Origin of the sequence: Pseudomonas yamanorum, assembly GCF_900105735.1 — a bacterium.
Taxonomy (GTDB): Bacteria; Pseudomonadota; Gammaproteobacteria; order Pseudomonadales; family Pseudomonadaceae; genus Aquipseudomonas; species Aquipseudomonas yamanorum.
Map to the genome: position 1 here is coordinate 887,357 of NZ_LT629793.1, position 25,665 is coordinate 913,021.

Sequence of the window (25,665 nt, forward strand, 5' to 3'; positions counted from 1 at the left end):
AGTGAATCATGAACCTGCAAACCCTGACCCAACTGGCCACCCAAGGCGACGTGCGTGAAATGGAACTGCTCTCCCTGGAAGGCGGTTTCTATCTGGCGCGCGTCCGGCTGGACCACGGCCAGTTCACGTTGCTGGACGCTGCAGCAAAGCCCCTGCACTTTCGCTCCGTCAATCACCTGCGTGACGTGTTGCAGTCAGTCCCGGCGTTCCCCTGCACCCTGGTGCATCAGTGCGTCCATGATGAAATGTGCGGCCGGCGTGAAGGGCCCATTGAGGCACTGCGGACGCCGTTCTCCCTGGAAGCGCCCTGGTGACCAAGGCCGTTAGAAACCTGTGCCTGGTGCTGGGCGATCAGCTCTCATTTGACCTGGCCTCACTGGACGGGCTGGATAGCCAGCACGATGCCGTCTTGATGGTCGAGGTCATGGAGGAAGCCAGCCATGTCCCCCACCATCCGCAAAAAATCGCCCTGGTCTTCAGCGCCATGCGCCACTTTGCCCAGGCGTTGCAGCAGCGTGGTATCCGGGTGCAGTACGTCGCCCTGGACGACCCGCAAAACACCGGCTCGGTACCCGGCGAGCTAGGGCGCTGGCAATCGCTGATGCAGCCACAGGAACTGCACCTGACCGAATGCGGCGACTGGCGCCTGGAACAATCCCTGAAAGACTGCGGCTTGCCGATCCAGTGGCATGCCGACAGCCGCTTTTTGTGCAGCCGTGACGAATTCGCCGCTTGGGCCAGCGGCAAAAAACAGCTGCGCATGGAGTTCTTCTACCGGGAGATGCGCCGCAAGAGCGGGCTATTGCTCAACGGTGACGGCACCCCGGTCGGCGGCGCCTGGAACTTTGATGCGGACAACCGCAAGGCGCTGCCCAAGGGAACCAAAGCGCCCTACCCGGCGCGCTTCAGTTCAGACGCCATCACCCAGGACGTGCTGGCGCTGGTACGTAAACACTTCAGCAGCCACTACGGCGACCTGGACACCTTCGATTACCCGGTAACCCACACCGATGCCCAGGCACTGTGGGAGTACTTTCTGGATTACGGCCTGGCCGGGTTCGGCGACTACCAGGACGCCATGGCCAGCGACGAGCCCTTCCTGTTTCATGCCCGTATCAGCGCGGCGCTGAACATCGGCCTGCTGGACCTGCGCCAACTGTGCAGCGACGTGGAGGCAGCCTATTGGTCGGGCGGCATCGGGCTGAATGCCGCCGAAGGGTTTATCCGCCAACTGATTGGCTGGCGTGAATACGTACGCGGCGTGTACTGGCTGAAGATGCCGGACTACGCCGCCGGCAATGCATTCGGCAACAGCCGCCCGCTGCCGGAGTTCTACTGGACGGGCGAGACGCAAATGAACTGCATGCGCCAGGCGATCGGCCAAAGCCTGAAACATGCCTACGCCCATCACATCCAGCGGCTGATGGTCACCGGCAATTTCGCCCTGCTGGCCGGCATCGTGCCCAGCCAGATATGCGAGTGGTACCTGGCGATCTACATGGACGCTTTCGACTGGGTCGAGCTGCCCAACACCCTGGGCATGGTCATGCATGCGGATGGCGGCTATCTGGGCTCCAAACCTTATTGCGCGAGCGGACAATATATAAAGCGCATGTCGGACTACTGCCGCGACTGTGCGTACAAAGTCACTGAAAGTACCGCTGACAATGCCTGCCCGTTCAATGCGCTTTACTGGCACTTCCTGATGCGCCACGGCGACCTGCTGCGGGGCAATCAGCGCATGGCCATGCTCTACAAGAATCTCGACCGGATGCCTGAATCCAAGCAGAACGCGCTGTGGAACCGGGGCCAGCGGCTACTGGCGAAGCTGGATGCGGGCGAGTCACTTTGAGCGGGCGACTTGGTGTTTGCCGGCACGCTGACCGAGCAGCATCAATCCACCTCCCGTCAGCAGCAGGCTCGCCGCGATAACGATGTAGCCGCCATACACATCCACGCCTTGCACGAGGCTGAGCGTCTGGGAACACACCAGGGTGCCGGTCAGCGAGGCAATGGCCAGCACCGGCGTCACGGTCGCGGAGACTCGGCCCATATAGCCTGCCGGCACGGCCTCTTGCAGCATAGGCCCCTGCACCATGGCAAACACCGAAAAGCACAGCCCGCAGCAGAACATCAGCCCCCAGGCCAGGTAAAACGGCGGATGCAACGCATAGCCCAGGTAGCTCAGCCCCAGGCACAACAGCGCCACGGTGAACGCGCGTCGAATGCTCAAGGCCTTCAACAGCGGCCGAACGAGAAAGGCCGCCATCAGCCCGCCGACGGGGAATGCGGCGAGTACCAGGCCATATTCACGCGGGCTCAGGCCCAACGTTTTGAAGGCATACAACGACAGGACGACGTTGTTGATACCGAGGGAAAAGCCATATAACGCCACGCCGGTCAGCAGGGTTCGAATCGATGGGTGCCCCCAGGAAAACCGCAGGCCGGCCAAGAGTCCACGCCAGAATGAGGCGCGCTCTGCGGGCAATGCAGCCCCTAAATCTCGGGTGGCCAGGATACATAGCGCTGAACAGCTGAACGCCAGCACATTGATCAGCAACGCCCAGATCGGCCCCACCCACACAAACAGCGCCGGGCCCACGGAAGCGGAAAGTACCGAAATGCCCGTGAGGGAAAACATCGTCTTGGCCGACGCTTCCACCCGCCGCTCAGCGGGAATGATCACTTGCATGACCGCCTGCCGGGACGGGTTGAAGAACTGCGCGGCGCTGCTGTTCATCACCAGCAACAACAGCACGCCGGCGAACACTTGCATCTGATCGAGGCCGGACAGCGAATAGATCAGGATAAAGATCAGGAAGTTGATCACCCGGATAGCATCAGCCGTGATCATCACGTAGAGCGCAGGCAGGCGGTCGACCCAGGCACCCGCCAATGGCGCCACCAGCACCCGCGGGATCGCCGAGGCCGCCACCGCCAGGCCCACGGCGCTGGGTAGAAAGGCGCTGTCGCGGAACAGATCGGTCACCAGCCAGACGATGATCGTGCTCTCCAGCACGAACTCGCCGAAGGACGAGAGCGCCTGGCCCAGCCATAAAAGTGAAAAATTGCGGCTGATGAAAAACCCGGAAAACCGGCTTTGCCCTTGACTCGTCCTGAACACCATCCCTTCCCTGTGCGAAACGCTGTGAAATTTTCCGGCCGCTGCGAATTGTTGTGAAGCCGGCGATAAATGGCCAATTGCCCATGCTAACGTCGGCTTCGATGTCATCCAATCCATTGAGGGAGCAGCGCCGATGTCTACTACCGTAACACCCGCCGGTGGCGGACCGACCACTCAAAAAGCCTCGACGTCGGTATTCGACGACAAGTTGAATATTTCCAAGTCGAGCAAGGTGATCGCCGATTACATGCGCCAGTCGGGCAAATCGGCGATTACCAAGCAAGAGCTTTCGCAACTGGCCAGCAATGCCTCGGGCAAGGTGCCCGCCGATGTGAGCACTGCTGCCCAGTACATGGAACGCCATCCCGACGTGTTCACCGCCATTGAAACCCATGACGTGGCGGGTGCCGATAACCTGTCCGGGGTGTGGAACTTCGACTGGGCGGCCAACGGTGGCCTGAACGGCACAGCGACTGATGCGATCGCCAAGATGCAGGACACCTTTGACTTTGCAATCGCCAAGTCGGCGCAGATCACCGAGATCAGCACCGGCAAAAAGGCCGAGCTGGATTCGACCAAGCAGCGGCCGCAGAACTGAATCTCCAGCCGCTACAAAAATCCAGTGTGGGAGCTGGCTTGCCTGCGATGCGGGCACCTCGGTGCTTCAGGTACACCGAGGTGATGCCATCGCAGCCTCGCTAAAGCTCGACAGCTCCCACACTGGATTTGCTTTGCCTGTCAGGTCGTTGTGCTGCCATCAAAAGTGAAACGCCACCCCCGTGGTCACGTTGAACGCATCCCCTACATAGAAGTTGGCCGAGTCCTGGCCCTTGGCGTCGTACGCGGTGTTGGTGGCCGTGGCGTAGCGTTTGTTGGTCAGGTTGCGCGCGTCGACGAACACTTCCCACTTCTTGCTCGGGGCCTCGTAGCCCACCTTGGCGCCCCACAACGTATAGGACGGCGCACTCAGGGAGTTGGCGAAATCCACGTAGTAGCTGGACGCCGCCCGGGCATTGAGCTGCGCGTAGAAACCACTGCCCTGGCGATACTCCAGCTCCGCCTGGTAGACCTGACGCGGCAAGCCCGGCAACTGGTTGTCGCCAAACACCCCATCATTGCGGTAGTGAAAGTCGTTGAAGGTGTAGGCCTGGCGCAAGGTCACGGTGTCGCCGTTGCCGCCGTCCCACAGTTGCGCATTCAGCCCAGCTTCAATGCCCTGGTGAATCGTTGCGCTGCCGTTGGAGGTGGCCACCAACTGGTCCTGGGTGGCGGTTGCCTGGCGCACCACCACCGACAACAGTTCTTTCTGCACCCACGACCGGTAGACCGTCAGGCTGCCGTCGAAGATGCCATGGCCGCCACGAATACCGAACTCCACGGTGTTGGCTTTTTGCGGCCGCACATCACGGATGTAGGGCGTGCCGGTGCTGCCCAGCTGCCAGGTAACGGGTGGATCCACCGAGCGGCTGACGTTGCCGAACACTTCGAATTCCGGGGTCAGCTGGTAGCGCAGGCCGATGCGCGGGGCGACGTCGGTCTCGTCGTACTCAACGCCACTGGGGAACGCGCTGGTATTGGTGCCGGTGCTGTATTCGATCTGCGCCTTGCGCTTGATATCAATCAGCGACAGCCCGGTGGACAGCCACGTACGGTCATTCAGTTGCAGTTCGTTGCCAAGGGAAAACACCGTGTCCCGGGAGCCGGTGTAGTTGGTTTTCTGCTGGGTGATACCGGTGGCCTTGCTGTGGGACTTCACATCGGCGAGGTACGCCAGGGTGTTGCTGAAGGTCACGCTGCTGTCGCTGCGCAGGCCGAAGAAGGTGTCGGCGGTGCGCAGGTAGCGCAAGGTCAGGTTGACGTCCTGGGAGCGCCATTCCTGGGGTGTTGGCGAGTAACGCCAGCCGTTGTCCAGCGGGTAGTCGTTGTAGCCCAGGCCGACTTCGAGCTTGGCATTGTCGTCGAAGGTGTAGGTGGTGGTGCTGCCCAGCAGGGTCGAGCCGTCCTTCTTGCGCCCGATGGGCACGAGGTTGCTCGTAGGGTCGTGCTTGAGCTGGTATTTGGTCAGGGTGTTGCCCTGGCTCAGAGTCTCTTCCTTGTAGCGAATGTAGAAGCGCGTCTCCAGTTGCGGGCTGAATACGTGGCCGAAGTTGGCGACGATCCCCTGTCCCTTGTTCGGCGTGTTGTCCTGATAACCATCCCGCTCGTTGTGCTGGATGCTGACGTAGTAGTCGTTGTCGCCGTCAACGCCACCGGTACTCAGCTGCTGCTTGCGGTAGCCGAAGCTGCCGGCTTCGAAGCGCGCGTAGTTGCCCGGATCGGTGCGGCCGGTCTTGCTCACGAAGTTGATCGCGCCGCCCAGGGATAACGCCGAATAACGGAAAGCGTTGGCGCCGTAGAGCACCTCGGTGTGGTCCACGGAGGCCATGTCCAGCATGTCTTCCTGGGTGCCGCCCGGGCCGGTCAATGGCAGGCCGTCATAGAGGAATTTGATCCCCAGCACATAGCCTTGGTAGAAGGTGTTGAGGCCCGAACCACGGATCGAAATCTTGTTGGCACCCGAACCGCTGGTGGCCTGAGCGAAGACTCCCGGCTGCAACGCCAGCACGTCCTCGGCATTCGCCGCCCGGCCCTGCTCGATCTTGCGGTTGTCGATCACCGCGGTTTTGCCGGGTACCTTGGCCAGCTGCTTCTCGGCCTTTTGCGCTTCGGTGGCTTCGGCGCCGGTGACCACCACCGTGGCCAGGGTCGGATCGGCCTGGGCGGCAAAGGCCGCGCCGTGTATCAACATCAACAGCACGCCGAGGCTGGACGCGGTGGCCAGTGACTCAAAACGACGAGCGCGTGGTTCAAACAGTTGCCGCATGGATTAAATACTCCTGGGGTCTCTAATTAGTTGGAGCATCTATTTGTATAGTCGCGCTCTGAATCCAACTTTGCAGGGTTCGTGCCACGTCAAAACATCAATAAACGCGGGCCCACCGCCCGGTTTAATCGTCACAGGCGCAACACTTTGCTGGGGAAATGTTCGTTTCACAACAATGCTTAAAATGCACATTTAATTATATGTTTAATCGATAAAAGCATAACCAAACCCCCGTCCTAAAGGCCTCGGGCGCAACTGTTTGAATCCCAACAGCTGACCAACAAAAGTTGCGTATCCGGCACTCTTCGCGCCTGCACACCCATCAGAAAACGCAAGTTACCGGCCCACATTTACTTGGTATGAGTCTTGCTCTACCCAACGCTCAGGGAAATTAATTAAATGGGGTATTCACGTGACGGCCAACTTACTCTGCACCCGCAGGACGCCGCTGGAGATTGCCCGTGACTTGGCGCGCGAATTTGCCCGCACTGCCGTCGACCGCGATGCCAGCGGCGGAACGCCCAAAGCCGAACGCGACAAGCTGCGCAGCAGCGGCCTGTTGTCCCTGAGCATCCCCGGGCAATTCGGCGGGCTGGATGCCAACTGGTCGGAAACCTTCGAGGTGGTGCGCGAATTCGCCCGGGTCGACAGCTCCATCGCCCACGTATTCGGCTTTCATCACCTGATGCTTGCCACCGTCCGGTTGTTCGCCACGCCCGCACAATGGCAAACCTGGTTCAGCCTGACGGCCAGCAACAACTGGTTCTGGGGCAACACCCTGAACCCGCTGGACACCCGCACGGTGGTCAAGCGCCACACGGGCTGGCGGGAATTCTCGGGACAGAAGAACTTCTGCTCCGGGGCCAACGACTCGGAGATGCTGATCGCCTCGGCCATCGATGAAAGCGCAGGCGGCAAGTTGCTGATCGCGGCGATTCCCAGCGCCCGCAGCGGGATCATCCTGCACAACGACTGGAACAACATGGGCCAGCGCCAGACCGACAGCGGCAGCGTGACCTTCAAGCGCGTACGCGTGGAAGAGTCCGACCTGCTGCTGGACCCGGGGCCGTTGAGCACGCCGTTCGCCTGCCTGCGCCCGCTGATTGCACAACTGCATTTTGCGAATATCTTCCTCGGCATCGCCGAGGGCGCATTCGAAGAAGCGCGCCAATACACCCTGGAAGAAGCCCGCCCGTGGTTCCGCTCCAGCGCCAGCCACAGCACCCAGGACCCTTACATCCTCAGCCACTACGGCGATTTCTGGGTGGCGCTGCAAAGCACCCGCCTGTTGGTGGAGCGCGCCGGTGAGGTACTGGACGCGGCATGGGCCAAGGGCTCGGCCCTGACCAGCGAGGAACGCGGCACAGCTGCGATTGCCATCGCCACCGCCAAAGTCGCCGCCAGCCGCAATGGCCTGGAGTTGTGTAGCAAGGTCTTCGAGGTCACCGGCGCGCGGGCGACCAACGCCTCGGTGGCCCTCGACAGGCACTGGCGCAACTTGCGCACCCAGAGCCTGCATGACCCGCTGGACTACAAGCTTCATGAACTGGGCGAATGGGCACTGAACGGTACCCCGCCCATCCCGACGTTCTATTCGTAGAGATTGCCATGCAACTGCTCACCCTACCGCCCTCGCCCGCCCTTGCCACTTCCATCCGCGCCACCGCCCAGGTGTTTGAAGACCCCAGGTCCAAGGCCTTGCTCAAGCATGTGCAACAAGTCGCGCCGAGCGAAGCCAGCGTGCTGATCATCGGCGAAACCGGCACCGGCAAAGAGCTGGTGGCTCGTCATATCCACAACCTCAGCGGCCGCAAGGAGCAGCCGTTCGTGGCGGTGAATTGCGGAGCGTTCTCCGAATCATTGGTGGAGGCCGAGCTGTTCGGCCACGAGAAAGGCGCGTTCACCGGCGCCCTCAGCGCCAAGGCTGGCTGGTTTGAAGAAGCCAACGGCGGCACGCTGTTCCTCGATGAAATCGGCGACCTGCCGATGTCGATCCAGGTCAAGCTGCTGCGGGTATTACAGGAACGTGAAGTGGTGCGCCTGGGGTCGCGCAAAAGCATTCCGATCAATGTGCGGGTGCTGGCGGCGACCAACGTGCAGCTGGAAAAAGCCATCAACGCCGGGCATTTTCGCGAGGACCTGTTCTACCGCCTGAACGTGGTCAACCTGGAACTCAGCCCACTGCGGGACCGCCCCGGCGATATTCTGCCGCTGGTGCAGTATTTCATCGACACCTACACCCGCCGCCTGGGGTACGGCGAGGTGATCCTGAGCAAGGACGCCGAGCAACGACTGGCCACCTACAGTTGGCCGGGGAATATTCGCGAGCTGGAAAACGTCATCCACCACACCCTGCTGATCTGCCGTGACGGCGTGATCCAGGCCGATGACCTGCGCATGTCCAACCTGCGTATCGAACGCCAGGAAGACAGCACCACGGCCCATGACCTGCTTGACCTGGCCTTCCAGCGCCTGTTCGAAGAACAGATCGACAACCTCCACGAACAGGTGGAACGCAGCCTGCTGACCGCCGCCTACCGGCTGTGCCATCACAACCAGGTGCACACCGCCGAGTTGCTGGGACTGAGCCGCAACGTGACCCGCACCTTGCTGATCAACCTGGGTGAGCTGAAGGTCAACAAGCGCCGCCCGCTGGCTGGCGCCAAAGACGAGCGAGTGCTGCACCTGTCGATCTGACCTGCACCGCGCGGCGTACCCGGTACGCCGCCTGATCACAGCGCGACTTCATCCAGCGCATCACTGAACTGGCGACTCCACAACCGCGCATATTGCCCGCCCTGGCGCAGCAACTGTTCGTGGCTGCCGTCCTCGATCACCCGGCCATTGTCGAACACCAGGATGCGGTCCAGATGGGCCACGGTGGACAGCCGATGCGCCACCACCAGCACGGTCTTGTCCTCCATGATTTCGTCGAGCTTGTCCTGGATAAAGCGCTCGGTGATCGAGTCCAGACTGGAAGTGGCTTCGTCCATCACCAGGATCGGCGCGTTCTTCAGCAACACCCGGGCAATCGCAATGCGCTGACGCTGGCCGCCGGACAACTTGACCCCACGCTCGCCCACCAACGATTCGTAGCCGTGTTCCATGCTGTCGATAAACTCACTGGCGCCGGCGCGGTGGATCGCCTCGGCGACCTCGTCCATCGAGGCATCCAGGCGGCCGTAATGGATGTTTTCGCGAATGCTGCGGTGGAACAAGCCCGGCTCCTGGGGAATCAGGCCGATCTGCTGGTGCAGCGAATGCTGGGTGACGTCGCGTACGTCCTTGCCGTCCACCAGCACCTGGCCTTGCTGCACGTCGTAAAGACGTAGCAGCAGGCTCAGCAGCGTCGACTTGCCGGAACCCGAAGCGCCCACCAGGCCGACTTTCTGGCCGGCGGGAATCACGATATTCAGGTGTTCGAAAATCGGCCGGCCGGCGCTGTAACTGAAGCCGACGTCGCGAAACTCAATATCGCCGCGCTTGACCTGCAGCGCCTTGGCACCGGGTTGGTCGATGACTTCATGGGGGCGAATCAAGGTGCGCACGCCATTGGCGATATTGCCGGTGGCTTCGAAGAATTCGAGAAAGCGTCGCGACAGGTTGCCCACGTCACTGATGATCAACAACGACAGGCTGGTGGACATCACAAACGCCGCAATATCGATGCGGTGACTGCGCCACAAGTACAGGGCGAGCAGCAACAGGCCCAGCTTGAGCACCACGCCACAGCTGGTCTGGAACCAGCGGATGCGCTCCATATAGCCGAGGGAGCGATAAGCCGCCGTCACCTCCTTGTCGAGGAAGGTGCCCAGGTAACTGTGCTCGAACGCATGCCGCGCAAACAGGCGGATATTGGCCAGGTTGGACACGGCGTCCACCACTTTGCCGGTACTGGTGCTGCGCGCTGCCGAATACTGCTGGGCCAGCGGATGACTGCGCCGTGCGAGCAGGTAACAGATAGCGATGAACACCACCGACCACCCGGCCATGAACAGCGCCAGCAGCGGCGAAGCGGTCCATAGCAAGGCCGTGGCCAGGCTCAGCGTCACCAGCAGCGGGATCAGGTCGAACAGCAGGATGCTCAGAGTCTGGTTCACCCCAAGGGTCACCTCGGATACCCGGTGCGCCAGGGCGCCGGCAAACTCGTTGCTGATAAAGCGGTGGGAGTGCTGTTGCAGGTAGGCGAATACCACGTGGGTCACCGTTCGCCGCTGCAACGGCAACACGTGGATATGGCAGCCCGCTGCCGCGCGGGTAAATAACACCTCGCACACAAGCAGTATGGCGAACAGCGTCAACGGCCAGCGCAGCACCTCGAACGCACGCTCCGCCTCCAGCCCATTGCTGACGGTGCGGGTAATTTGCCCAAGGCCCCAGGGAATCAGGATCGAACACACCACGGCGGCAATCTGCAGCAGCAGGATCGCCAGGTACCACCCTTTGAAATGACCGATGAAATGCCGCACAAACGCCGCCGGCGTCGACGGCAAGTGTTGGACATTCCAGGTGCGAAACAATGAAAAAGACGAGCTCATGGCCAATGACATTCCTGAATGACGCCTGTGGCCGCGCAGCTTTCAGGCAAAAATGGTGAGTGTGATCGTTCCCACGCTCTGCGTGGGAATGCATCCGGTGACGCTCTGCGTCACGATTTTAAGAGCGGACGCAGAGCGTCCAGAGCGGCATTCCCACGCAGAGCGTGGGAACGATCTCAATTCGCTCTTACATAGCGAACTTCCTCCAGCTCACAACCGCCCCGAGTAAGGGTGCGGCTTGATTCGGCCTGCGCTATCCATCCTGCATTTTGGTAAAAGCGCACTGCCCGCCGGTTTTCAGCCAGTACCCACAACGTCGCCGTCTCCAGCCCCAGGCTCGCGAGATGTTGCAGGCCCCTGAGCCACAGCGCCCTGCCCACTCCGGTTCCCCAGTGCTCGGCCAGCACATACAGCGCCTGCACTTCACCGGTTTTACCGGGATCGACATCCTCATCACGGCTCGAGCTGACGACAATCCAGCCCACCACACGCCCCCCGACCTCCGCGACAAACACGGCTTCGTTCCCCTGCTCAATCGACTGCCGCCAAAAGGCTTCACGCCGAGGCTGTGTCGCCTCCAGCGAAGCCAGGTAATCCGCAGGCATCAACTCACGATAAGCCTGCTGCCAACTACGAATGTGCACCCAGGCAATGTCACCCGCGTCTTCGATACGTGCTGCCCGAATCATCAAATTCCCTCTACGCGTTTTGCATAAATCGCCGAGCCCGCCTGCGGCGACAGCCTGCGATAAACCAGTCCCGATAATCCACACAGCAATCCGGCCCCCACCATGATCCAGGCGATATCACTCTGCTCGACCGTGGCATGCCCGCGCACGGCCATGATCAAGCCGAGCAGTCCCGCCGCGATGCCCACCGACAAACTCAAGGTCAGTTGAATGGTCATCGCCGACAGGCTGCTGGCACGGCTGGATTGCTCCGGTGGCACGTCGGCATAGGTCAATGCCCCGAGGGTGCTGAATTGCAGCGAGCGAATGATCCCGCTGCCAAATAACACCAGTATTACAAGCCAGTAAGGTGTTGATACCTCGAACAGGCTGCACGCCAGGAGGGTTGCACCGGTGAGCACCGCATTGCTGATCAAGGTGCGACGGAAACCGAAGCGACTGACGATCCGTACCGCCAGCATCTTCATCAGGAACGCGCCTGCACCACCGGCCACGCTCAGCAGCCCGGCCTGCAACGGGTTAAGCCCGAAACACAGCTGAAACAGCAGCACCAGTAAAAACGGCTGTGACGCACTGCCGATGCGCATCAGGTTGCCGCCCCAGAAGCTCACCGCGAAGGTGGGTATTTTCAGCAATGAAAAATCGATCAACGGGTGCGCCGTCCGCCGCGCATGCCGGACATACAGCCAGGCGCTCAACAACCCGCCGCCAATCAGCAGCAACGCCCACTGGCGCGGCAACAGGCCGTGGCCCAGTACCTCGAAGCCGAACACCAGCCCGCCCAATGCCACACCGCTGAGCAACAGGCCGGGAACGTCCAATGGCTGGCCGGGCGTCCCGGAATAGTCCGGGATGTAGCGCAGCACCAGGATCACCCCGAGCACGCCGATCGGCAGGTTGATCAGGAAGATCCAGTGCCACGACAGCACCGTCACCAGCAGCCCGCCCAACGGCGGCCCCAGCAACGGCCCCACCAGCGCCGCGACTGTCAGGTACGACATGGCGCGCAGCAGGTTTTCCCGCGCCGACCAGCGCAGCAGGATCACCTGTCCCACCGGCACCATCATCGCGCCCGAAGCCCCCTGGGCCAAACGCGCCAGGGACAACTGCAGCAACGAGCCCGAGCAGGCACAGGCCACCGACGCCAGGGTGAACAGCACGATGGCACTGATAAACACCCGGCGCGGCCCGAACCGGTCGGCCGCCCAACCGCTCACCGGCACGAACAGCGCCACCGCCAGCAGGTACAGCGACACCACCAGGTTCATGCGCACGCTGGGCTCGCCGAAATCCTGGGCCATCTGCGGCAGTGCGGTGAGCACTGCCGTGGCGTCGATCAGTTCCATGAACAGCGCACAGCCGATGATCATCGGCACCCGGCGCGCATGCCCGGTGCCTACCTCGCCCAAGGGGTGTGAAAGATCGAGGGCTTTGTTCAAAACAGCCCCGAGGTCGGTGGCGGCGTGCCCTTGAGTTGCCAGGCGCCCACGGCCGCGGCTTTCCAGTGTCGGGGGTTGTGGTTGGCCACGGTGCGCGCGTTGCGCCAGTGCCGATCCAGGTTATGGGCGCGGCCAGTGGTGGAGGCGCCACCGACGTCGAACACCAGCTCGGCGGCTTTGAGTGCCGACTCCGCCGCGATGTATTGCGCCTGGGCCACATCCACTGCCGCCTGGTCGACGGCCACCGCATCAAGATCCGCAGCCCAGGCGCGGTCGATGGAGTCCGCCGCGTGCAGCACCACCGCTTCGGCGGTAAAGGCCCGGGCCGAAACGTCGCCCACGCTCAGTTCCACGTACGGGTCGTCCACCGAACGCGTGGCGCTGCTGTGCTTGATCGGCCGCGCATGCTCCTTGGCAAAGGTCACTGCGTCGTTCAGCGCATTGCGCGCAATACCGGCCTGCACCGCCGCGAGGAACACTTGCAGGAACGGCGTGACAATCGTGCGCTTGCCCTCCTCGACGGTGCGGGTGCGGATCTCGCTGGCCAACACCTGCACATCATGCAGGTGGGTGGTGCCACTGGCGGTCAGGCGCTGGCCCATGGCGTCGAAATCATCCAGCAACTCCAAACCCTGACGGTCGCGGGGCAGGATGAACGATACGGGCTGGTCATTCTCGTCCAGGGCAACGGCGCTGACCCAATCGGCATACAACGAACCGGTGCTGTAGTACTTGCTGCCGGAAGCGCGAAAGTGCTCGCCGTCACGCACGATGCGCGCGCTGATGGAACCGTTGGCGCCACCGACTTCCCAACCGGCATTGCCGATCACGGCGCCTTGCAGGTAGCGCTCGAACCAGCGCTCACGCTCCTCATCCGCCTCTTCGGCGCGGGACGCCAGCAGGCCTTCGACAAACCCGAAACCGGGACGCAGGGCCTGGGCCACGTTGGAGTCGGCCGAGGCGATGCGAATCAGCAAGGCGATCACGTCCTTGACCGTCCCACCGGCGCCGCCAAACCGCTTGGGAATCCGCACGGTAAACAACCCGGCCTTGGCGATCTGCGCCACGGCCTCATAAGGCAGCTGGCGGTCACGCTCACGTTGCGCAGCGCCGGCGGCAATCTGCGGCAGGATGCGGTCGGCACGGGCGTTCAGTTCGGCCACCGTCACAACCGGCGGCGTGGGTACAGCAGACAACTTGCTCATGGCACTTCCTTGATTCAGGTCTAGATGGCGATTTTCCACAGGCGCGATTCATCAAACAGCCAGCCGGGGTTTTCCGGCTCCAGGGCCGGCACCACCAGCTGCGTACCGCTGCCGGGCAGGCGCGGCACTGCGCCCAACAAGCGTTGGGTGTATTCCTGTTGAGGGGATTCGAACAACGTCTCGACGCTGGCGCTTTCCACTACCTGGCCGTGGCGCATCACCAGCACCTCGTCGCTGACGTGGCGGATCACCCCGAGGTCGTGGGAAATAAACAGGTAGGCCAGGCCCAGCGAGGCTTGCAGGTCGGCCAGCAAATCCAGGACCTGGGCCTGCACCGACACATCCAGCGCCGACACCGGCTCGTCACAGATAATCACCTTGGGGTTGCTGGCAATCGCCCGGGCAATCGCCACGCGCTGGCGCTGCCCGCCAGACAGTTGCAACGGTCGGCGCTCGGCCAATTGCGGCGCCAGCCGTACCTGGTCGAGCAACTGTGTCACGCGGGCCGCCTGTTGCTCGGCGTCGATGCCGGCAACGTCCAACGCATCACTGAGGAACTGCCCCACCGTCCAGCGCGGGTCGAACGAACTCAGCGGGTCCTGATAGATCACGCTGATGTCGCGGCGATGCAGGCGCCGGGTCTTCTCCTCGACCCGTTCGGCGCCTGTGGCTGCCCATGGCTGATCGAGAAAACGCACCTCGCCGGCATCCGGTTGCAGCAAGCCGAGGGCGATGCGCGCCACGGTGGTTTTGCCGGAGCCGGATTCACCGACGATGCCCAGGGTGCGACCGGCGCGCAGCTCGAAGCTGACGTTATCCACCACCTGGCGCGATTGTTGATCGGGGCCGACATACCGTTTGCCCAGGCCAGATGCCTTGAGCAGCACCGGCGAATCCGCGCCAGGCCGTGGTTGCGCGACAGCATTGCTGCGCTCCGGCGACAGGCGTGTGCCACGGGCATGCTCGGCGGGCACCGCATCCAGCAACGAGCGGGTGTAGGCGTGGCGCGGGTTGAGCAGCACCTGATCCATCGGCCCCTGCTCCACCACTTCGCCGTGCCGCAGCACCAGCACCTCATCCGCCAGTTGCGCGACCACCGCCAGGTCATGGCTGATGATCAGCAGCGAATCGCCACGGGCCTTGATCTGCTGCAACACCTGCAGAATCTGCGCCTGCACCGTGGCATCCAGCGCCGTGGTGGGCTCATCGGCGATCACCAGGCCGGGGTTCAACGCAAGTGCACTGGCAATCAGCGCACGCTGGCGCAGGCCGCCGGAGAGTTGATCGGGACGCTGGCGGGCACGCAGTTGCGGTTCGGGTACGCCCACCAGGTCCAGCAGTTCGATGACCCGTTCGCCACGGCTGCGACGGTCGCCCCAGCGATGGGTCTCCAGCACCTCGAGAATCTCCTTGCCCACCGGCCGCAACGGGTCGAGGGACACCAGAGCGTCCTGCAATACAAAGCCGATGCCATTGCCACGCAAACGACGCCAGCCCCGCTCCGACAGGCTGAGCAAATCCACCCCGTCATAGCTCAAGGTACGTGCGGTAACCCTGGCACCAGCACCTGCGAGGCCGATCAGGCTGCGGGCGGTGACGCTTTTGCCGGAACCGGATTCACCCACCAGCGCCAGGGTCTTGCCCGGTTCCAGAGTGAAAGACAAATTGCGCACGACGGACTGCCCGGCAAACTCGATGGACAGGCCTTCAACGATCAAGCGTTTCTGGTCGCTCATGAAAGACGGCCCTCCAGGCGTTGTTGCAGGTAACGGCCAGTGACCGTGGTCGACAGGGTGGTGAGTACGATGAACAGGCCGGGGAAGAACGTCAGCCACCAGGCGTTGGCGATAAAGTCGCGGCCCATGGACAACATGGTCCCCCACTCCGGCGCCGGCGGGCGGGCGCCCAGGCCGAGAAAGCTCAGGGCCGAGGCCCAGACAATCGCCTGGCCCACGCCCATGGTCAGGGTCACGATCAACGGACGCATGGCGTTCGGCAGCAACTGGCGCAGGATGATGCGCAGCGGCGGATGCCCAAGAGCCCGGGCAGCTTCGATATAGCCCGCGTTACGCACCGCAAGCACCTGGCCACGGACCATCCTTGCGTAACCCGGCGCACTGCCAAGCCCAGTGGCGACAATCAGAGGGCCGATGCCGCTACCGAAGATCGCCACGAACAGCAGCGCCAGGATCAGGCTCGGAAACGCAAACAGCACTTCCAGCAACCAACCCACGCCGCGGTCCACCCGCGCGCCGCCAAGGCCGCCCAGCAGACCGAGAACGATGGCGATGCTCATGGCAATCGCCGTGGCTGCCAGGCCGATAAACAACGACTGGCGAGTGCCGTAGATCACCCGCGAAAAAATATCCCGTCCCGACTGATCGGTGCCGAACCAGTGGGCCAGGCTCGGCGAATGAAATGCGTCGCGGGGTACGATGGCCAGCGGGTCGCTGTAGGCGAACAACTGTGGCACCAGCGCCGCGACAATCACCAGCAGCAAAAAGGTAATCGCCAACAGCGGACCGAGGCGCAGGGTGCGAGTGGTGCGCTGAATCCGCAGCGCGGGCAGCGGTGTTTCCAGGGTCAGGCCGCTCATGCTGGAAGCTCCTGTTGGCGAGGGTCGACCCACAGGTACAGCAGGTCGACCAGAATATTGGCGAGCACGTAACCGGCGGCGACCACCAGGCTGATGCCGATGGTCAGCGGCAGGTCCTGTGCCTGCACCGCCTGGTACAACTGGCGGCCGAGGCCCTTGCGGGAAAAGATCACTTCGATCACCACGGCGCCGCTGATCAGCGCGCCGATGGCCCAACCCGACAGCGAGATGCCCGGCAACACGGCGTGGCGCAACGCGTGTTTGAAGCGCACGTTGAAGTCACTCAGGCCACGGGTGCGGGCGGTCAGGATGAAGGGTTGGTCGAGGGTCAGGTCCAGGGATTCGCGGGTGACCTGGGCGATAAACCCGGCCAGCGGAATCGCCAGGGCGAACGACGGCAGCACCAGGGTGCGCCAGCCATCACTGCCCGCCGGCGGGAACAGCCGCAGGCCGAACGCAAACACCGCCAGCAACAGAATCCCCAGCCAGAAGTGCGGCAACGCGGCGGCCAGGGTTTCGGCGAGGGAAGCCAGGCTGGCCACCCAGCGTCGGCGCCCCGCCGTCAGCACCGTCAGCGCCAGCACCAGGACCCAGGCGAGTGCGAGAGAGGTCAGGGTCAGTTCCAGGGTCGGCCAGGATTGCTCGGCGAGGACGCGGGTCACCGGCAGGTGCTGGGAATAGGAAACCCCCAGGTCACCTTGCACCAACCGCCCGAGGTACAGCGCATATTGCACCGCCAGAGGCTTGTCGAGACCGTATTCGCGAGTGGCTTCAGCGATGGTTTCAGCAGTGGGATTGCCACTCGGGCCGCCGAGGATCGCCAGCACCGGATCACCGGGCATCAGGCGCAAAGCAAAGAAAGTCAGCGTGGCCACCGCCCAGAGCACCAGCACCCCGCCGGCAAGACGCCACAGCGCACGTTTGCCGAGCCGGGCCAGGCGCTCGTGGCGAGGGTTGGCAAGTGATGGACTGCTCATTTATTCACCCATGCGTCATAGAGATACGTCACCGCCAGCGACGGCTCCAGCCGCACGCCCTGGGTGGTCTTGTAGATACCCAGCCGCGTGCTTTGCGGGTAGGTGGTCAGTTGCAGGTACTGGCTGGAAGCGATTTTCTGCGCCTGGTAATACAGGGCCCGGCGCTGCTCGCTGTCCTGGGTGGTGAGGGCCTGCTGGATCAGCGTGTCGAAGGCCGGATCACTGAAGCCTGCGGTGTTCTGGTGATAACCCCCGACGCCTGCCGGACGGATGAACTCGCTGCCAAAGATGATCCGCAGCACGTCGGCGGTGTTGGTGTTCCAGTAGCCGAGGCGAATGTCGTAGTCCCAGTCGGCCTGGCGCTTGGTGGCCTGCACGTCACTCATCTGGTCGACGATCAGCTCGAAGCCGACCTGCCGGGTGGTGGCCTGCACCTGCTCCCACAAGGTGTATTCCGACGGTGGCGTGCGGTTGCCCATCACCACGTGGACTTGCAAGCGCTTGCCGTCCTTGGTGCGATAGCCGTCGCTGTCGCGCTGGGTCCAGCCGGCCTGGTCGAGCAACTGCGCGGCACGGGCCGGGTCGTAATCCTGGGCGTGCTGGAATTCCGGGCTGTAGAAGCGCGTGGCCGGGCTCAACGGCCCACCGGCGCGGGGGAACTCATTGAAGTACACGCTCTTCAACGCGCCCTCGATGTCGGAACTGCGCACGAAGGCTTCGCGCACCCGCACGTCATCGAACGGCGCACGGGTGATGTTCAGCGTGCCGTTGGTGGGGTTGCCGGGGCGTTGGGCGATCACCAGGGTCAGGTCCGGATTGCGTCGCGCGGCCTCGTGGGATTCGGGGGGCAAGGCTTCGATTACGTCGACCTCGCCGGCCTGCAAGGAGGCGAAGCGCACGGAAGGTTCCTGGATGAACTTCCAGACGATCCGGTCGAGCCAGGCCGGGCCTTGGTGTTTGGCGGTGGGTGGGGCCCAGTTGTAGTCGGGGTTGCGCACCAGTTCGACCTGGCTTTGGCGGTCCCAGCGCACGACCTTGAACGGGCCGCTGCCGACCGGGCTTTCGCAGTTCACGTCGCGGGAGCGCAGCAGTGCGGTGGGGGACTCGATGCCGAGGAAGCCTTGGGCCAACACTTCCAGGAACGCGGCGTAAGGCGTGGCGAGGTGCACCACTGCGGTGTATTCGTCGAGCACGTCGGTGCTGCGGTATTGGCGGATGTAGCCGCCTGCGGTGCTGGATTGGGTCTTGGGGTTGGCCATGTGGTCGAGGTTGGCCTTGACCGCGGCGGCGTTGAACGGGGTGCCGTCGGTGAAGTGCACGTCGTTGCGCAGGTGGAAGGTGTAGGTCAGGCCGTCGGGGGAGACTTCCCAGGTCTTGGCGAGCCAGGGGCCGATGCGGCCGTCGGTGTCCATTGAGACCAGGGAGTCGAGGTATTGCTGGGCGACGAACACCTGGGGCATGTCGCCGGCCACGTGGGGGTCGAGGCAGGTGGGTTCGCGGTCGGTGGCGTAGATCAGGGTGCCGCCCTTTACTGGTTGGTCACTGCGGGTGACGGTGGAGCTGCTTTGGCCGCAGCCGAGCAGCAGGCTGCAGAGTGTGGCGGTGCCGATGAGAAGCAACGGGGTTGATCGTCGCGGGTAAGGGGCGGGTTCTTGCATGATGACTGAGGCCTAAAGTCCGGGAACTGGGTCATTGCACAAGGCATGCCGGGTTTTTGGGGCCGTAAACAGGGGGCATTGGGGGTTTAGGTGATGGCTGAAAACGACAATGTGTGCGGCAACTGTTGGCCAGGCAACATCTGGCCTTGGGGGGAATACATATCCGTTGCTGCGGTAACGGCCGCTATTGGTTCCGCTCTTACAGCGGCTCACTTTTGAAAAGCGCAAAAGTAAGCAAAACGCTCTTGCCCCACCACTCGGCACCTCGCCCAGGCTCGGTGTGCCCTCACTCCGGCTTTGGACCGTGGGCCGCCGTCATAGGCCATCCATGGCCCAGGACGGCTAACCTGGCGTCCTGCCAGGTTACCCACGCTCCAAAGCCTGCGTTCGGCCAGCGTGGTTTAACGGGGCGCCTAAGATCAAAATCAAGATCAAAAGCAAGAGCACAGCGGCCTACCGGCCGGCTTGAGTGTTAGAAGCCAGATCAAAGGCCAGAGCGAAAGCAGAGCTGCTTTTCTGTGGGAGCTGGCTTGCCTGCGATGCAAACACCTCGGTGCATCAGGTACACCCAGTTGATGCCATCGCAGGCAAGCCAGCTCCCACATTTGACCGTGCCCGCTTTAGCTTTTGATTTGGCTTTTGCTTCACCACTCTCAAGCCGGCCGGTAGGCCGCTGTGCTCTGCTTTTGATCTGCTTTTGATTTTGATCTGCAGGCCCCGTCAACCACGATGGCCGCAAGTAGGCACGGTGGAGCGGCTAAATCGGCAGGGATGCCGATTTAGCCGCGCCGGGCCATGGATGGCCCGTCGCGGCGGCCCGCGGAACCGGGCCGGAGTGCGGGCATGCCGAGCCTAGGCGAGGCACCGAGTGGTGGGGCAAAGACCTTTTGGTTACTTTTGGCTGGGCCGGCATTCCGGGCGTTTGCCAAAAGTGACCCGCTGTAAGAGCGGAACCATAAGCCGCCGTTACCTAAATAACGGATATGTACTCAAACTTCATTTCCCACAAAAACCTTAAGCTGCACCCGATATCGCACCAACGGCAACGGCTCATCATGTTCCACCACAGTCTTAGCCGTATGCGGTTCAGCCACAAACCCAAGCGCCCGATAGAAACCCAGAGCACGCCGATTCCCCTGCACCACCCAAACGGTCGCACTGATAAAACCGGCCTCGATCAACTGCTCCCGAACCCGCCCCCAAAGCCGCGTACCAATCCCCTGCCCCCAGATCCCAGGCAACAGATTAAGCGCACGCAGTTCTCCAGTAACCGGCGGCGCATCCACATCCCGACTGCTACCAAACGACGCCCACGCCACGAGCTCCCCGTCCAACTCCACCACCCACACCGACAAGGTGCCACCACCTATGGCCTGGGCCAGAAACGCCGTGCGCTGTGACACCCCGCTGTTCAGGTCAGCAAGAAAACGCTCGGACAAAATCTCCCGGTACGCAGCCTGCCAGGTCTGCAAATGAATGTGCGCCAACCGCGGCGCATCTTCCACCCTGGCAGCCCTGAAATACAGAACCCCCTCAGGCACACCACTCACGCCGGAAACCGCAACGGCAACGCCGGCTTCAGCAACGCCGCCGGATCCCGATAACGCGCGCCAAAATGATCACTCGGCAACCGAGCCCGCCCGGCCCCAAACAACCGCTCCCGCAGCGTCTCCCCCTCGTTGTACCGCTCACGAAACCGCCCCCGACGACGCAACTCCGGCACCACCAATTCAATAAAATCCCGCGCCGTTTCAAACGACAGATACTGCCTCAGGTTGATCCCATCGATCCCATCCTCATCCAGCCATTTCTCAATCGCATCAGCCACCACCGTAGGTGTACCGGCAACGAAAAAACGCTCACGGTTGAAGCCGCCAAGCTGGGCCAAGACCGCGCCCACAGTGGAGTCCGCTTTGTACCGGCTCAAACTCTCCCACCCCTTGACCCGCCGACTCACCAGATCACTGATCAAGGTATCCCGCGAATACGCCGTCAAATCAATCGCCGATTGCCCATGAGCCAGCGACGCCTCAACACTCACCAGCCTGCGATAACTGTCGAGCTTGGCACTCACCTCCTCATCGGTACGCCCGACGATCACCCCCGCCATCACAATAAACTTCAACCCCGCCGGATCGCGATCATGCTCAACTGCCTTCTGCCGCATCGCCTGGATATTCGCCCGCACCGCCGGTGCATCATTACCCCCGGTAAACACCACTTCAGCATGCCGCCCGGCAAACTCGATGCCCGCCGGTGACCCGGTGGCCTGAAACAACACCGGCGTACGTTGCCGCGAAGGCTGGCACAAGTGCGGACCGGCAACCTTGAAGTGCTCCCCTACGTGGTTGATATAGCGCACCTTGTCCGGATCGGTGTAGATCCGGCGCTCGCGGTCGACAATCACCGCGTCGTCGTCCCAGGAGCCTTCCCAAAGTTTGTACAACACGTCCAGATATTCGTCGGCGATCTCGTAGCGGTGATCATGGACCACCTCAGTGTCGTGCCCGAAGTTGCGCGCCGCGTTCGGCAGGTACGAGGTGACGATGTTCCAACCCACCCGCCCCTTGGTCAGGTGATCGAGGGTACTCATGCGCCGCGCGAAGGCGAACGGCGGTTCGTAGGTGGTGGAAAAGGTCGCGCCGAAACCAAGGTTCTTGGTCACCCCGGCCATCGCCGGAATCACCAGCAGCGGGTCGTTGCTGGGGATCTGCATGCCTTCACGCAACGAGGTTTCAGGGCCATCGCGAAAACGGTCGTAGGTGCCAATCACGTCGGCCAGGAACACACCGTCAAAGGTGCCGTATTCCAGCAATTGCGCCAGCTCGGTCCAGTAGTCGAGGTCGTTGAAGCGGTGCCGGTTGTTGTCCGGGTGCACCCACAAACCATGGACGATGTGACTGACGCAGTTCATCTCAAACAAATTCACGTGCAGTTGCTTGGGCACCTGGAGCACTCCTTTCGTAGATACGTTTTCCAATACGTCAGATCGCGACGTTCAGGTAGAACGGGACTGGCGTGTAGTCGGTTTCAAGGGTCGGGATCGCGTCGATCAGCGCGCGGGTATAGGCATGGGCCGGGCGGTCGAACACGGCGCGTACCGAGCCGGACTCCACCACTTCGCCGGCCTTCATCACCAGCACGCGCTCGCTGACGTGGTTGATCACCCCCAGGTCGTGGGAGATGAACAGGCAGGCCAGGCCGAGGCGGCGCTTGAGGTCGTCGAGCAGCTCCAGGATCTGTGCCTGTACCGACACGTCCAGCGCCGAGACCGGTTCATCGCAGATAAGGATTTGGGGCTCGGAAGCCAGGGCCCGGGCAATCGCAATCCGTTGGCGTTGGCCGCCGGAGAGTTCGATAGGCCGGCGGGACAAGGCGCTGGCATCGAGGCGCACCAGTTCCAGCAGTTCCAGGGCACGGTCGCGTCGTATGTGACGAGGAACGCCGGCCACCACCAGCGCTTCGAACAACACACGCTGCACGGTGTAGCGCGGGTCGAAGGAGCTGAGGGGGTCCTGGAACACCACTTGCACCGCACGCCGGGCTTCGCGTTTTTGCCGGGTGTCGAGGTCGGACCAGCGCTGGCCCTTGATCCATACCTCGCCGGCATCGGCGGTTTCCAGGCCAAGTATCAGGCGGGTCAAGGTGGTCTTGCCGCAGCCCGATTCGCCCACCACTCCCAGGGTTTCGCCACGACGCAGTTGCAACGACACCTGGTTCAGCACCGTGCGGGTCTTGCCGTCGGGGCCAACAAAGGTTTTGGACAGATCACGCGCTTCCAGCAGTACTTCGCCCTGGGGCGCAGGCTCGGGTTCGACCGCCGTGAGCAACCGCCGTGTGGGCTGGAAGTGCACGGCCTTGGCCGCCCGCAGCAGCAGTTGTGTATACGGATGACGCGGGTCTTGCAGGACCTGCTCGGTGCTGCCCTCCTCCACGATCACCCCGTGGCGCATCACCGCCACGCGATCGGCCAGGCGCGAGACCACCGACAGGTCATGGCTGACCATCAGCAGCGCATTGTCCTCACCCCGCAGGCTTTCCAGCAGCGCGATAACTTGGGCCTGCACCGTGGCGTCCAGTGCCGTGGTGGGTTCATCGGCAATGATCAGCCGTGGGTTGCAGGCGATGGCCGAGGCGATCAACGCACGCTGGCGCAAGCCACCGGAAAGTTGCCAGGGGTATTGGCTGGCGCGCAGTTCCGGTTCCGGCACGCCCACATCCCGCAGCAGTTCCAGCACCCGCAGGCGGCGCGCTTCCAGGCCCAATGCGGTGTGCAGGTGCAACGGTTCTTCGATCTCGGCACCGACGCGGCGCAGCGGGTCCAGCGCGCCGAGGGCGTCCTGCATCACAAAGCCGATGCTCGCGCCGCGCAGTTGCTGCCAGGCCCGCTCATTGAGCTGGCGCAGGTCGACGCCCTGGAAGGCCAGCTTGGCGGCCTGGACGTGGGCGTCCTTGCCCGTGAGGCCGGCCAGGGTGCGGGCGGTGACGCTTTTGCCGGAGCCCGACTCCCCCACCAGCGCCAGGCATTCACCACGATGCAACTGCAGACTGACACCGTGTAATACCGGCTCGGCCTGGCCAAAACGGACCGTCAGGTCGCGGATGTCGACCAGCGGGCCGAGGGTGTGGATGTTCATCGTCATAGGGGCTTTCCTTCGCTGCGGCGCAAGAGTTCGCGGCCGATGGCACTGATGGAGACAACGGTCAGGGTGATGATCAGGGCGGGCCAGGCCACCAGCCACGGCGCATTGGCCAGGAAGCTGCGTCCGATGGACATCATCCCGCCCCACTCTGGCGCCGGCGGCGGTGCGCCAAAGCCGAGGAAGCTCAAGGCGGCGCCGGCGGTGATCGCGCCGCCGACGCCGATGGTGGCGAGGATCAGCACCGGCTTGAACGCATTCGGCAGGATGTGCCGCAGCACCACCGCCAGATGGGATTGGCCGAGGGTGACAGCGGATTCGACGTAGCCGGCGTTGCGCACATTCAGGGTTTGCGCCCGCACCAGCCGCGCATAACGCGGCACGCCGGCGATGCCTATCGCGAGAATCAGGTTGGCCGTGCCCTGGTCGAAAAACGTGATGATCACCAGCGCCAGCAACAGGTCGGGAAACGACAGCAACACGTCGATACCGCGCATCAGGGCGCCATCCAGCCAGCGCGGACCAAGGCCGGCGATCAACCCGAGCAAGGTGCCCCAGGCCAGTCCCAGCGCCGTAGCGGCGATGCCCATGAACAGCGACGAGCGCACGCCATAAATCAACCGGCTGAGCACATCGCGCCCGTTCTCATCGGTGCCCAGCCAATACACGTTGCTCGGTGCCTGGAACGCCAGGCGCGCCGACGCCTCCAGCGGGTCATAGGGGGCCAGCCATTGCGGAACAACGGCGGCCAACAGCAACAGGGCAACAAACACCCCGGCGAGCAACAGGCCGGGCCGCAGCCGGGTCAGCCCGGCAAGACGCAACGGGCGAATGCCGCTCAACGTTTCAATGGTTTGCGTCATGCCAGGCTCCTCGTTCTAGGGCGCAGGGTTGGGAATGCGCTGGTGGATGGCCTGGATCTGCGCCTTGATCTCGTCACTGAGGCTCACGTCCAGCGCGCCGAGGTTGTCGCGCAATTGCGCCAGGCTGGTTTGCCCGGTGAGCGCGCTGGTGACGAAGGGTTTGTCGATGATGAAGGCCAGGGCCAACTGGGCCGGGGTGAGGCCGTGTTGCCGGGCAATTTCCACGTAGCCGGTAATGGCTTCCTGGGCCGAGGCGCTGTCATAGCGGTTGAAGGTGCGGTACACCGCCGACAGCCGCGAACCCTCGGGACGTGCGCCGCCCAGGTATTTGCCGGTGAGCGCACCGAAGGCCAGCGGCGAGTACGCCAGCAGGCCGACGCCTTCGCGGTGGGTGAACTCCGAGAGGCCGCCCTCGTACAGGCGATTCAGCAGGCTGTAGGGGTTTTGCACGCTGGCAATCCGCGGCAGGCCGAGGCGTTCGCTTTGCTTGAGAAACTCGGCCACGCCCCACGGGGTTTCGTTGGAAACGCCGATGTGACGCACCTTGCCGGCCTTGACCTGATCGGCCAGCACCGCCAGGGTTTCCTCGATGGCCACGCTCTGGTTGTCTGCCTGATAGGGGTATTCGCGCTGGCCGAAGATGTTGGTGGTGCGGTCGGGCCAGTGCAGTTGGTAGAGGTCGAGGTAGTCGGTGTTCAGGCGTTTGAGGCTGCCGTCCAGGGCTTCGACGATGTTGCGCCGGTCGTGGTGGCTGAGGCCGTCGCGGATGTGCTGCTGGCTGCTGGGGTCACGGGCCGGGCCGGCGATTTTGCTCGCCAGGATCACCTCGTCCCGGCGACCACTGGCCGCCAGCCAACTGCCGATATAGCGCTCGGTGGTGCGCCAGGTTTCGGCCTTGGTGGGCGTGGGGTACATCTCGGCGGTGTCGATGAAGTTGATGCCTTCGGCCAGCGCCAAATCAATCTGCTGATGGGCATCGGTTTCGGTGTTCTGGTGGCCCCAGGTCATGGTGCCCAGGCCCAGCACGCTGACTTGGATGTCGCTGTGGCCCAGTTGGCGGTAACGCATGGGTG

20 protein-coding genes are annotated in these 25,665 nt (G+C 63.0%); 5 read left to right on the plus strand and 15 right to left on the minus strand.

What is annotated here, in order from left to right; all coding sequences use genetic code 11:
• Positions 1-8 precede the first annotated feature (8 nt).
• Together BLU46_RS04360 and BLU46_RS04365 are read left to right on the plus strand one after the other, a co-directional pair.
• Entirely contained in the window at positions 9-314 is a 306-nt protein-coding gene (locus BLU46_RS04360) for a DUF6482 family protein (RefSeq protein WP_093198989.1), read from the plus strand.
• Entirely contained in the window at positions 311-1,852 is a 1,542-nt protein-coding gene (locus BLU46_RS04365) for a cryptochrome/photolyase family protein (RefSeq protein ID WP_093198992.1), read from the plus strand. The genes BLU46_RS04360 and BLU46_RS04365 overlap by 4 nt, the downstream gene beginning before the upstream one ends.
• On the opposite strand, the gene BLU46_RS04370 is transcribed toward BLU46_RS04365, so the two are convergent.
• Positions 1,844-3,124, minus strand: a complete 1,281-nt coding sequence (locus BLU46_RS04370; RefSeq protein WP_172834515.1) for an MFS transporter — start codon at positions 3,122-3,124, stop codon at positions 1,844-1,846. The two genes, BLU46_RS04365 and BLU46_RS04370, sit on opposite strands and share 9 nt — an antisense overlap.
• A 133-nt stretch (positions 3,125-3,257) precedes the next feature.
• Between BLU46_RS04370 and BLU46_RS04375 the strand changes: the two genes are divergently transcribed.
• Positions 3,258-3,722 (plus strand): hypothetical protein, encoded by a 465-nt coding sequence (locus BLU46_RS04375; RefSeq protein ID WP_093198998.1) that lies wholly within the window; start codon positions 3,258-3,260, stop codon positions 3,720-3,722.
• A 159-nt stretch (positions 3,723-3,881) separates the two neighbouring features.
• On the opposite strand, the gene BLU46_RS04380 is transcribed toward BLU46_RS04375, so the two are convergent.
• Positions 3,882-5,987, minus strand: coding sequence for a TonB-dependent receptor family protein (locus BLU46_RS04380; RefSeq protein WP_093199001.1), 2,106 nt, complete (start codon positions 5,985-5,987; stop codon positions 3,882-3,884).
• 412 nt (positions 5,988-6,399) lie between these two features.
• Here BLU46_RS04380 and BLU46_RS04385 point away from each other — a divergent pair, with 412 nt between their 5' ends.
• Positions 6,400-7,587 (plus strand): acyl-CoA dehydrogenase family protein, encoded by a 1,188-nt coding sequence (locus BLU46_RS04385; RefSeq protein WP_093199004.1) that lies wholly within the window; start codon positions 6,400-6,402, stop codon positions 7,585-7,587.
• 8 nt (positions 7,588-7,595) lie between these two features.
• Positions 7,596-8,684, plus strand: a complete 1,089-nt coding sequence (locus BLU46_RS04390; protein WP_063031608.1) for a sigma-54 interaction domain-containing protein — start codon at positions 7,596-7,598, stop codon at positions 8,682-8,684.
• Positions 8,685-8,719: 35 nt separating this feature from the next.
• On the opposite strand, the gene BLU46_RS04395 is transcribed toward BLU46_RS04390, so the two are convergent.
• From BLU46_RS04395 to BLU46_RS04455, 13 genes are all read right to left on the minus strand, one after another.
• On the minus strand, positions 8,720-10,525 hold the full coding sequence (locus tag BLU46_RS04395) for an ABC transporter ATP-binding protein (RefSeq protein ID WP_093199006.1): 1,806 nt from the start codon (positions 10,523-10,525) through the stop codon (positions 8,720-8,722).
• Between the two features lie 176 nt (positions 10,526-10,701).
• Positions 10,702-11,214, minus strand: a complete 513-nt coding sequence (locus BLU46_RS04400; RefSeq protein WP_093199009.1) for a GNAT family N-acetyltransferase — start codon at positions 11,212-11,214, stop codon at positions 10,702-10,704.
• Complete coding sequence (locus BLU46_RS04405; RefSeq protein WP_093199012.1) at positions 11,214-12,653, minus strand: MFS transporter; 1,440 nt, start codon at positions 12,651-12,653, stop codon at positions 11,214-11,216. Before BLU46_RS04405 ends, BLU46_RS04400 begins: the two co-directional genes overlap by 1 nt.
• Positions 12,650-13,858 (minus strand): acyl-CoA dehydrogenase family protein, encoded by a 1,209-nt coding sequence (locus BLU46_RS04410; RefSeq protein WP_093199015.1) that lies wholly within the window; start codon positions 13,856-13,858, stop codon positions 12,650-12,652. Before BLU46_RS04410 ends, BLU46_RS04405 begins: the two co-directional genes overlap by 4 nt.
• 20 nt (positions 13,859-13,878) lie before the next feature.
• A complete protein-coding gene (locus tag BLU46_RS04415) occupies positions 13,879-15,594 on the minus strand; it encodes a dipeptide ABC transporter ATP-binding protein (protein ID WP_093199019.1) in 1,716 nt (571 codons plus the stop codon).
• Entirely contained in the window at positions 15,591-16,454 is an 864-nt protein-coding gene (locus tag BLU46_RS04420) for an ABC transporter permease (protein WP_076016009.1), read from the minus strand. Before BLU46_RS04420 ends, BLU46_RS04415 begins: the two co-directional genes overlap by 4 nt.
• A complete protein-coding gene (locus tag BLU46_RS04425; protein ID WP_093199022.1) occupies positions 16,451-17,431 on the minus strand; it encodes an ABC transporter permease in 981 nt (326 codons plus the stop codon). Before BLU46_RS04425 ends, BLU46_RS04420 begins: the two co-directional genes overlap by 4 nt.
• Complete coding sequence (locus BLU46_RS04430; RefSeq protein ID WP_093199025.1) at positions 17,428-19,089, minus strand: ABC transporter substrate-binding protein; 1,662 nt, start codon at positions 19,087-19,089, stop codon at positions 17,428-17,430. Before BLU46_RS04430 ends, BLU46_RS04425 begins: the two co-directional genes overlap by 4 nt.
• A gap of 989 nt (positions 19,090-20,078) precedes the next feature.
• A complete protein-coding gene (locus tag BLU46_RS04435; RefSeq protein WP_157721263.1) occupies positions 20,079-20,594 on the minus strand; it encodes a GNAT family N-acetyltransferase in 516 nt (171 codons plus the stop codon).
• A 41-nt stretch (positions 20,595-20,635) separates the two neighbouring features.
• Positions 20,636-22,036 carry an LLM class flavin-dependent oxidoreductase gene (locus tag BLU46_RS04440; protein WP_081253184.1) on the minus strand — a complete coding sequence of 467 codons (1,401 nt, stop codon included), beginning with the start codon at positions 22,034-22,036 and terminating at the stop codon, positions 20,636-20,638.
• 37 nt (positions 22,037-22,073) lie between these two features.
• Entirely contained in the window at positions 22,074-23,732 is a 1,659-nt protein-coding gene (locus tag BLU46_RS04445) for a dipeptide ABC transporter ATP-binding protein (protein WP_093199028.1), read from the minus strand.
• Positions 23,729-24,592 (minus strand): ABC transporter permease, encoded by an 864-nt coding sequence (locus BLU46_RS04450; protein WP_093199032.1) that lies wholly within the window; start codon positions 24,590-24,592, stop codon positions 23,729-23,731. Before BLU46_RS04450 ends, BLU46_RS04445 begins: the two co-directional genes overlap by 4 nt.
• Positions 24,593-24,607: 15 nt before the next feature.
• Positions 24,608-25,660, minus strand: a complete 1,053-nt coding sequence (locus tag BLU46_RS04455) for an NADP(H)-dependent aldo-keto reductase (protein ID WP_093199035.1) — start codon at positions 25,658-25,660, stop codon at positions 24,608-24,610.
• Positions 25,661-25,665 lie beyond the last annotated feature (5 nt).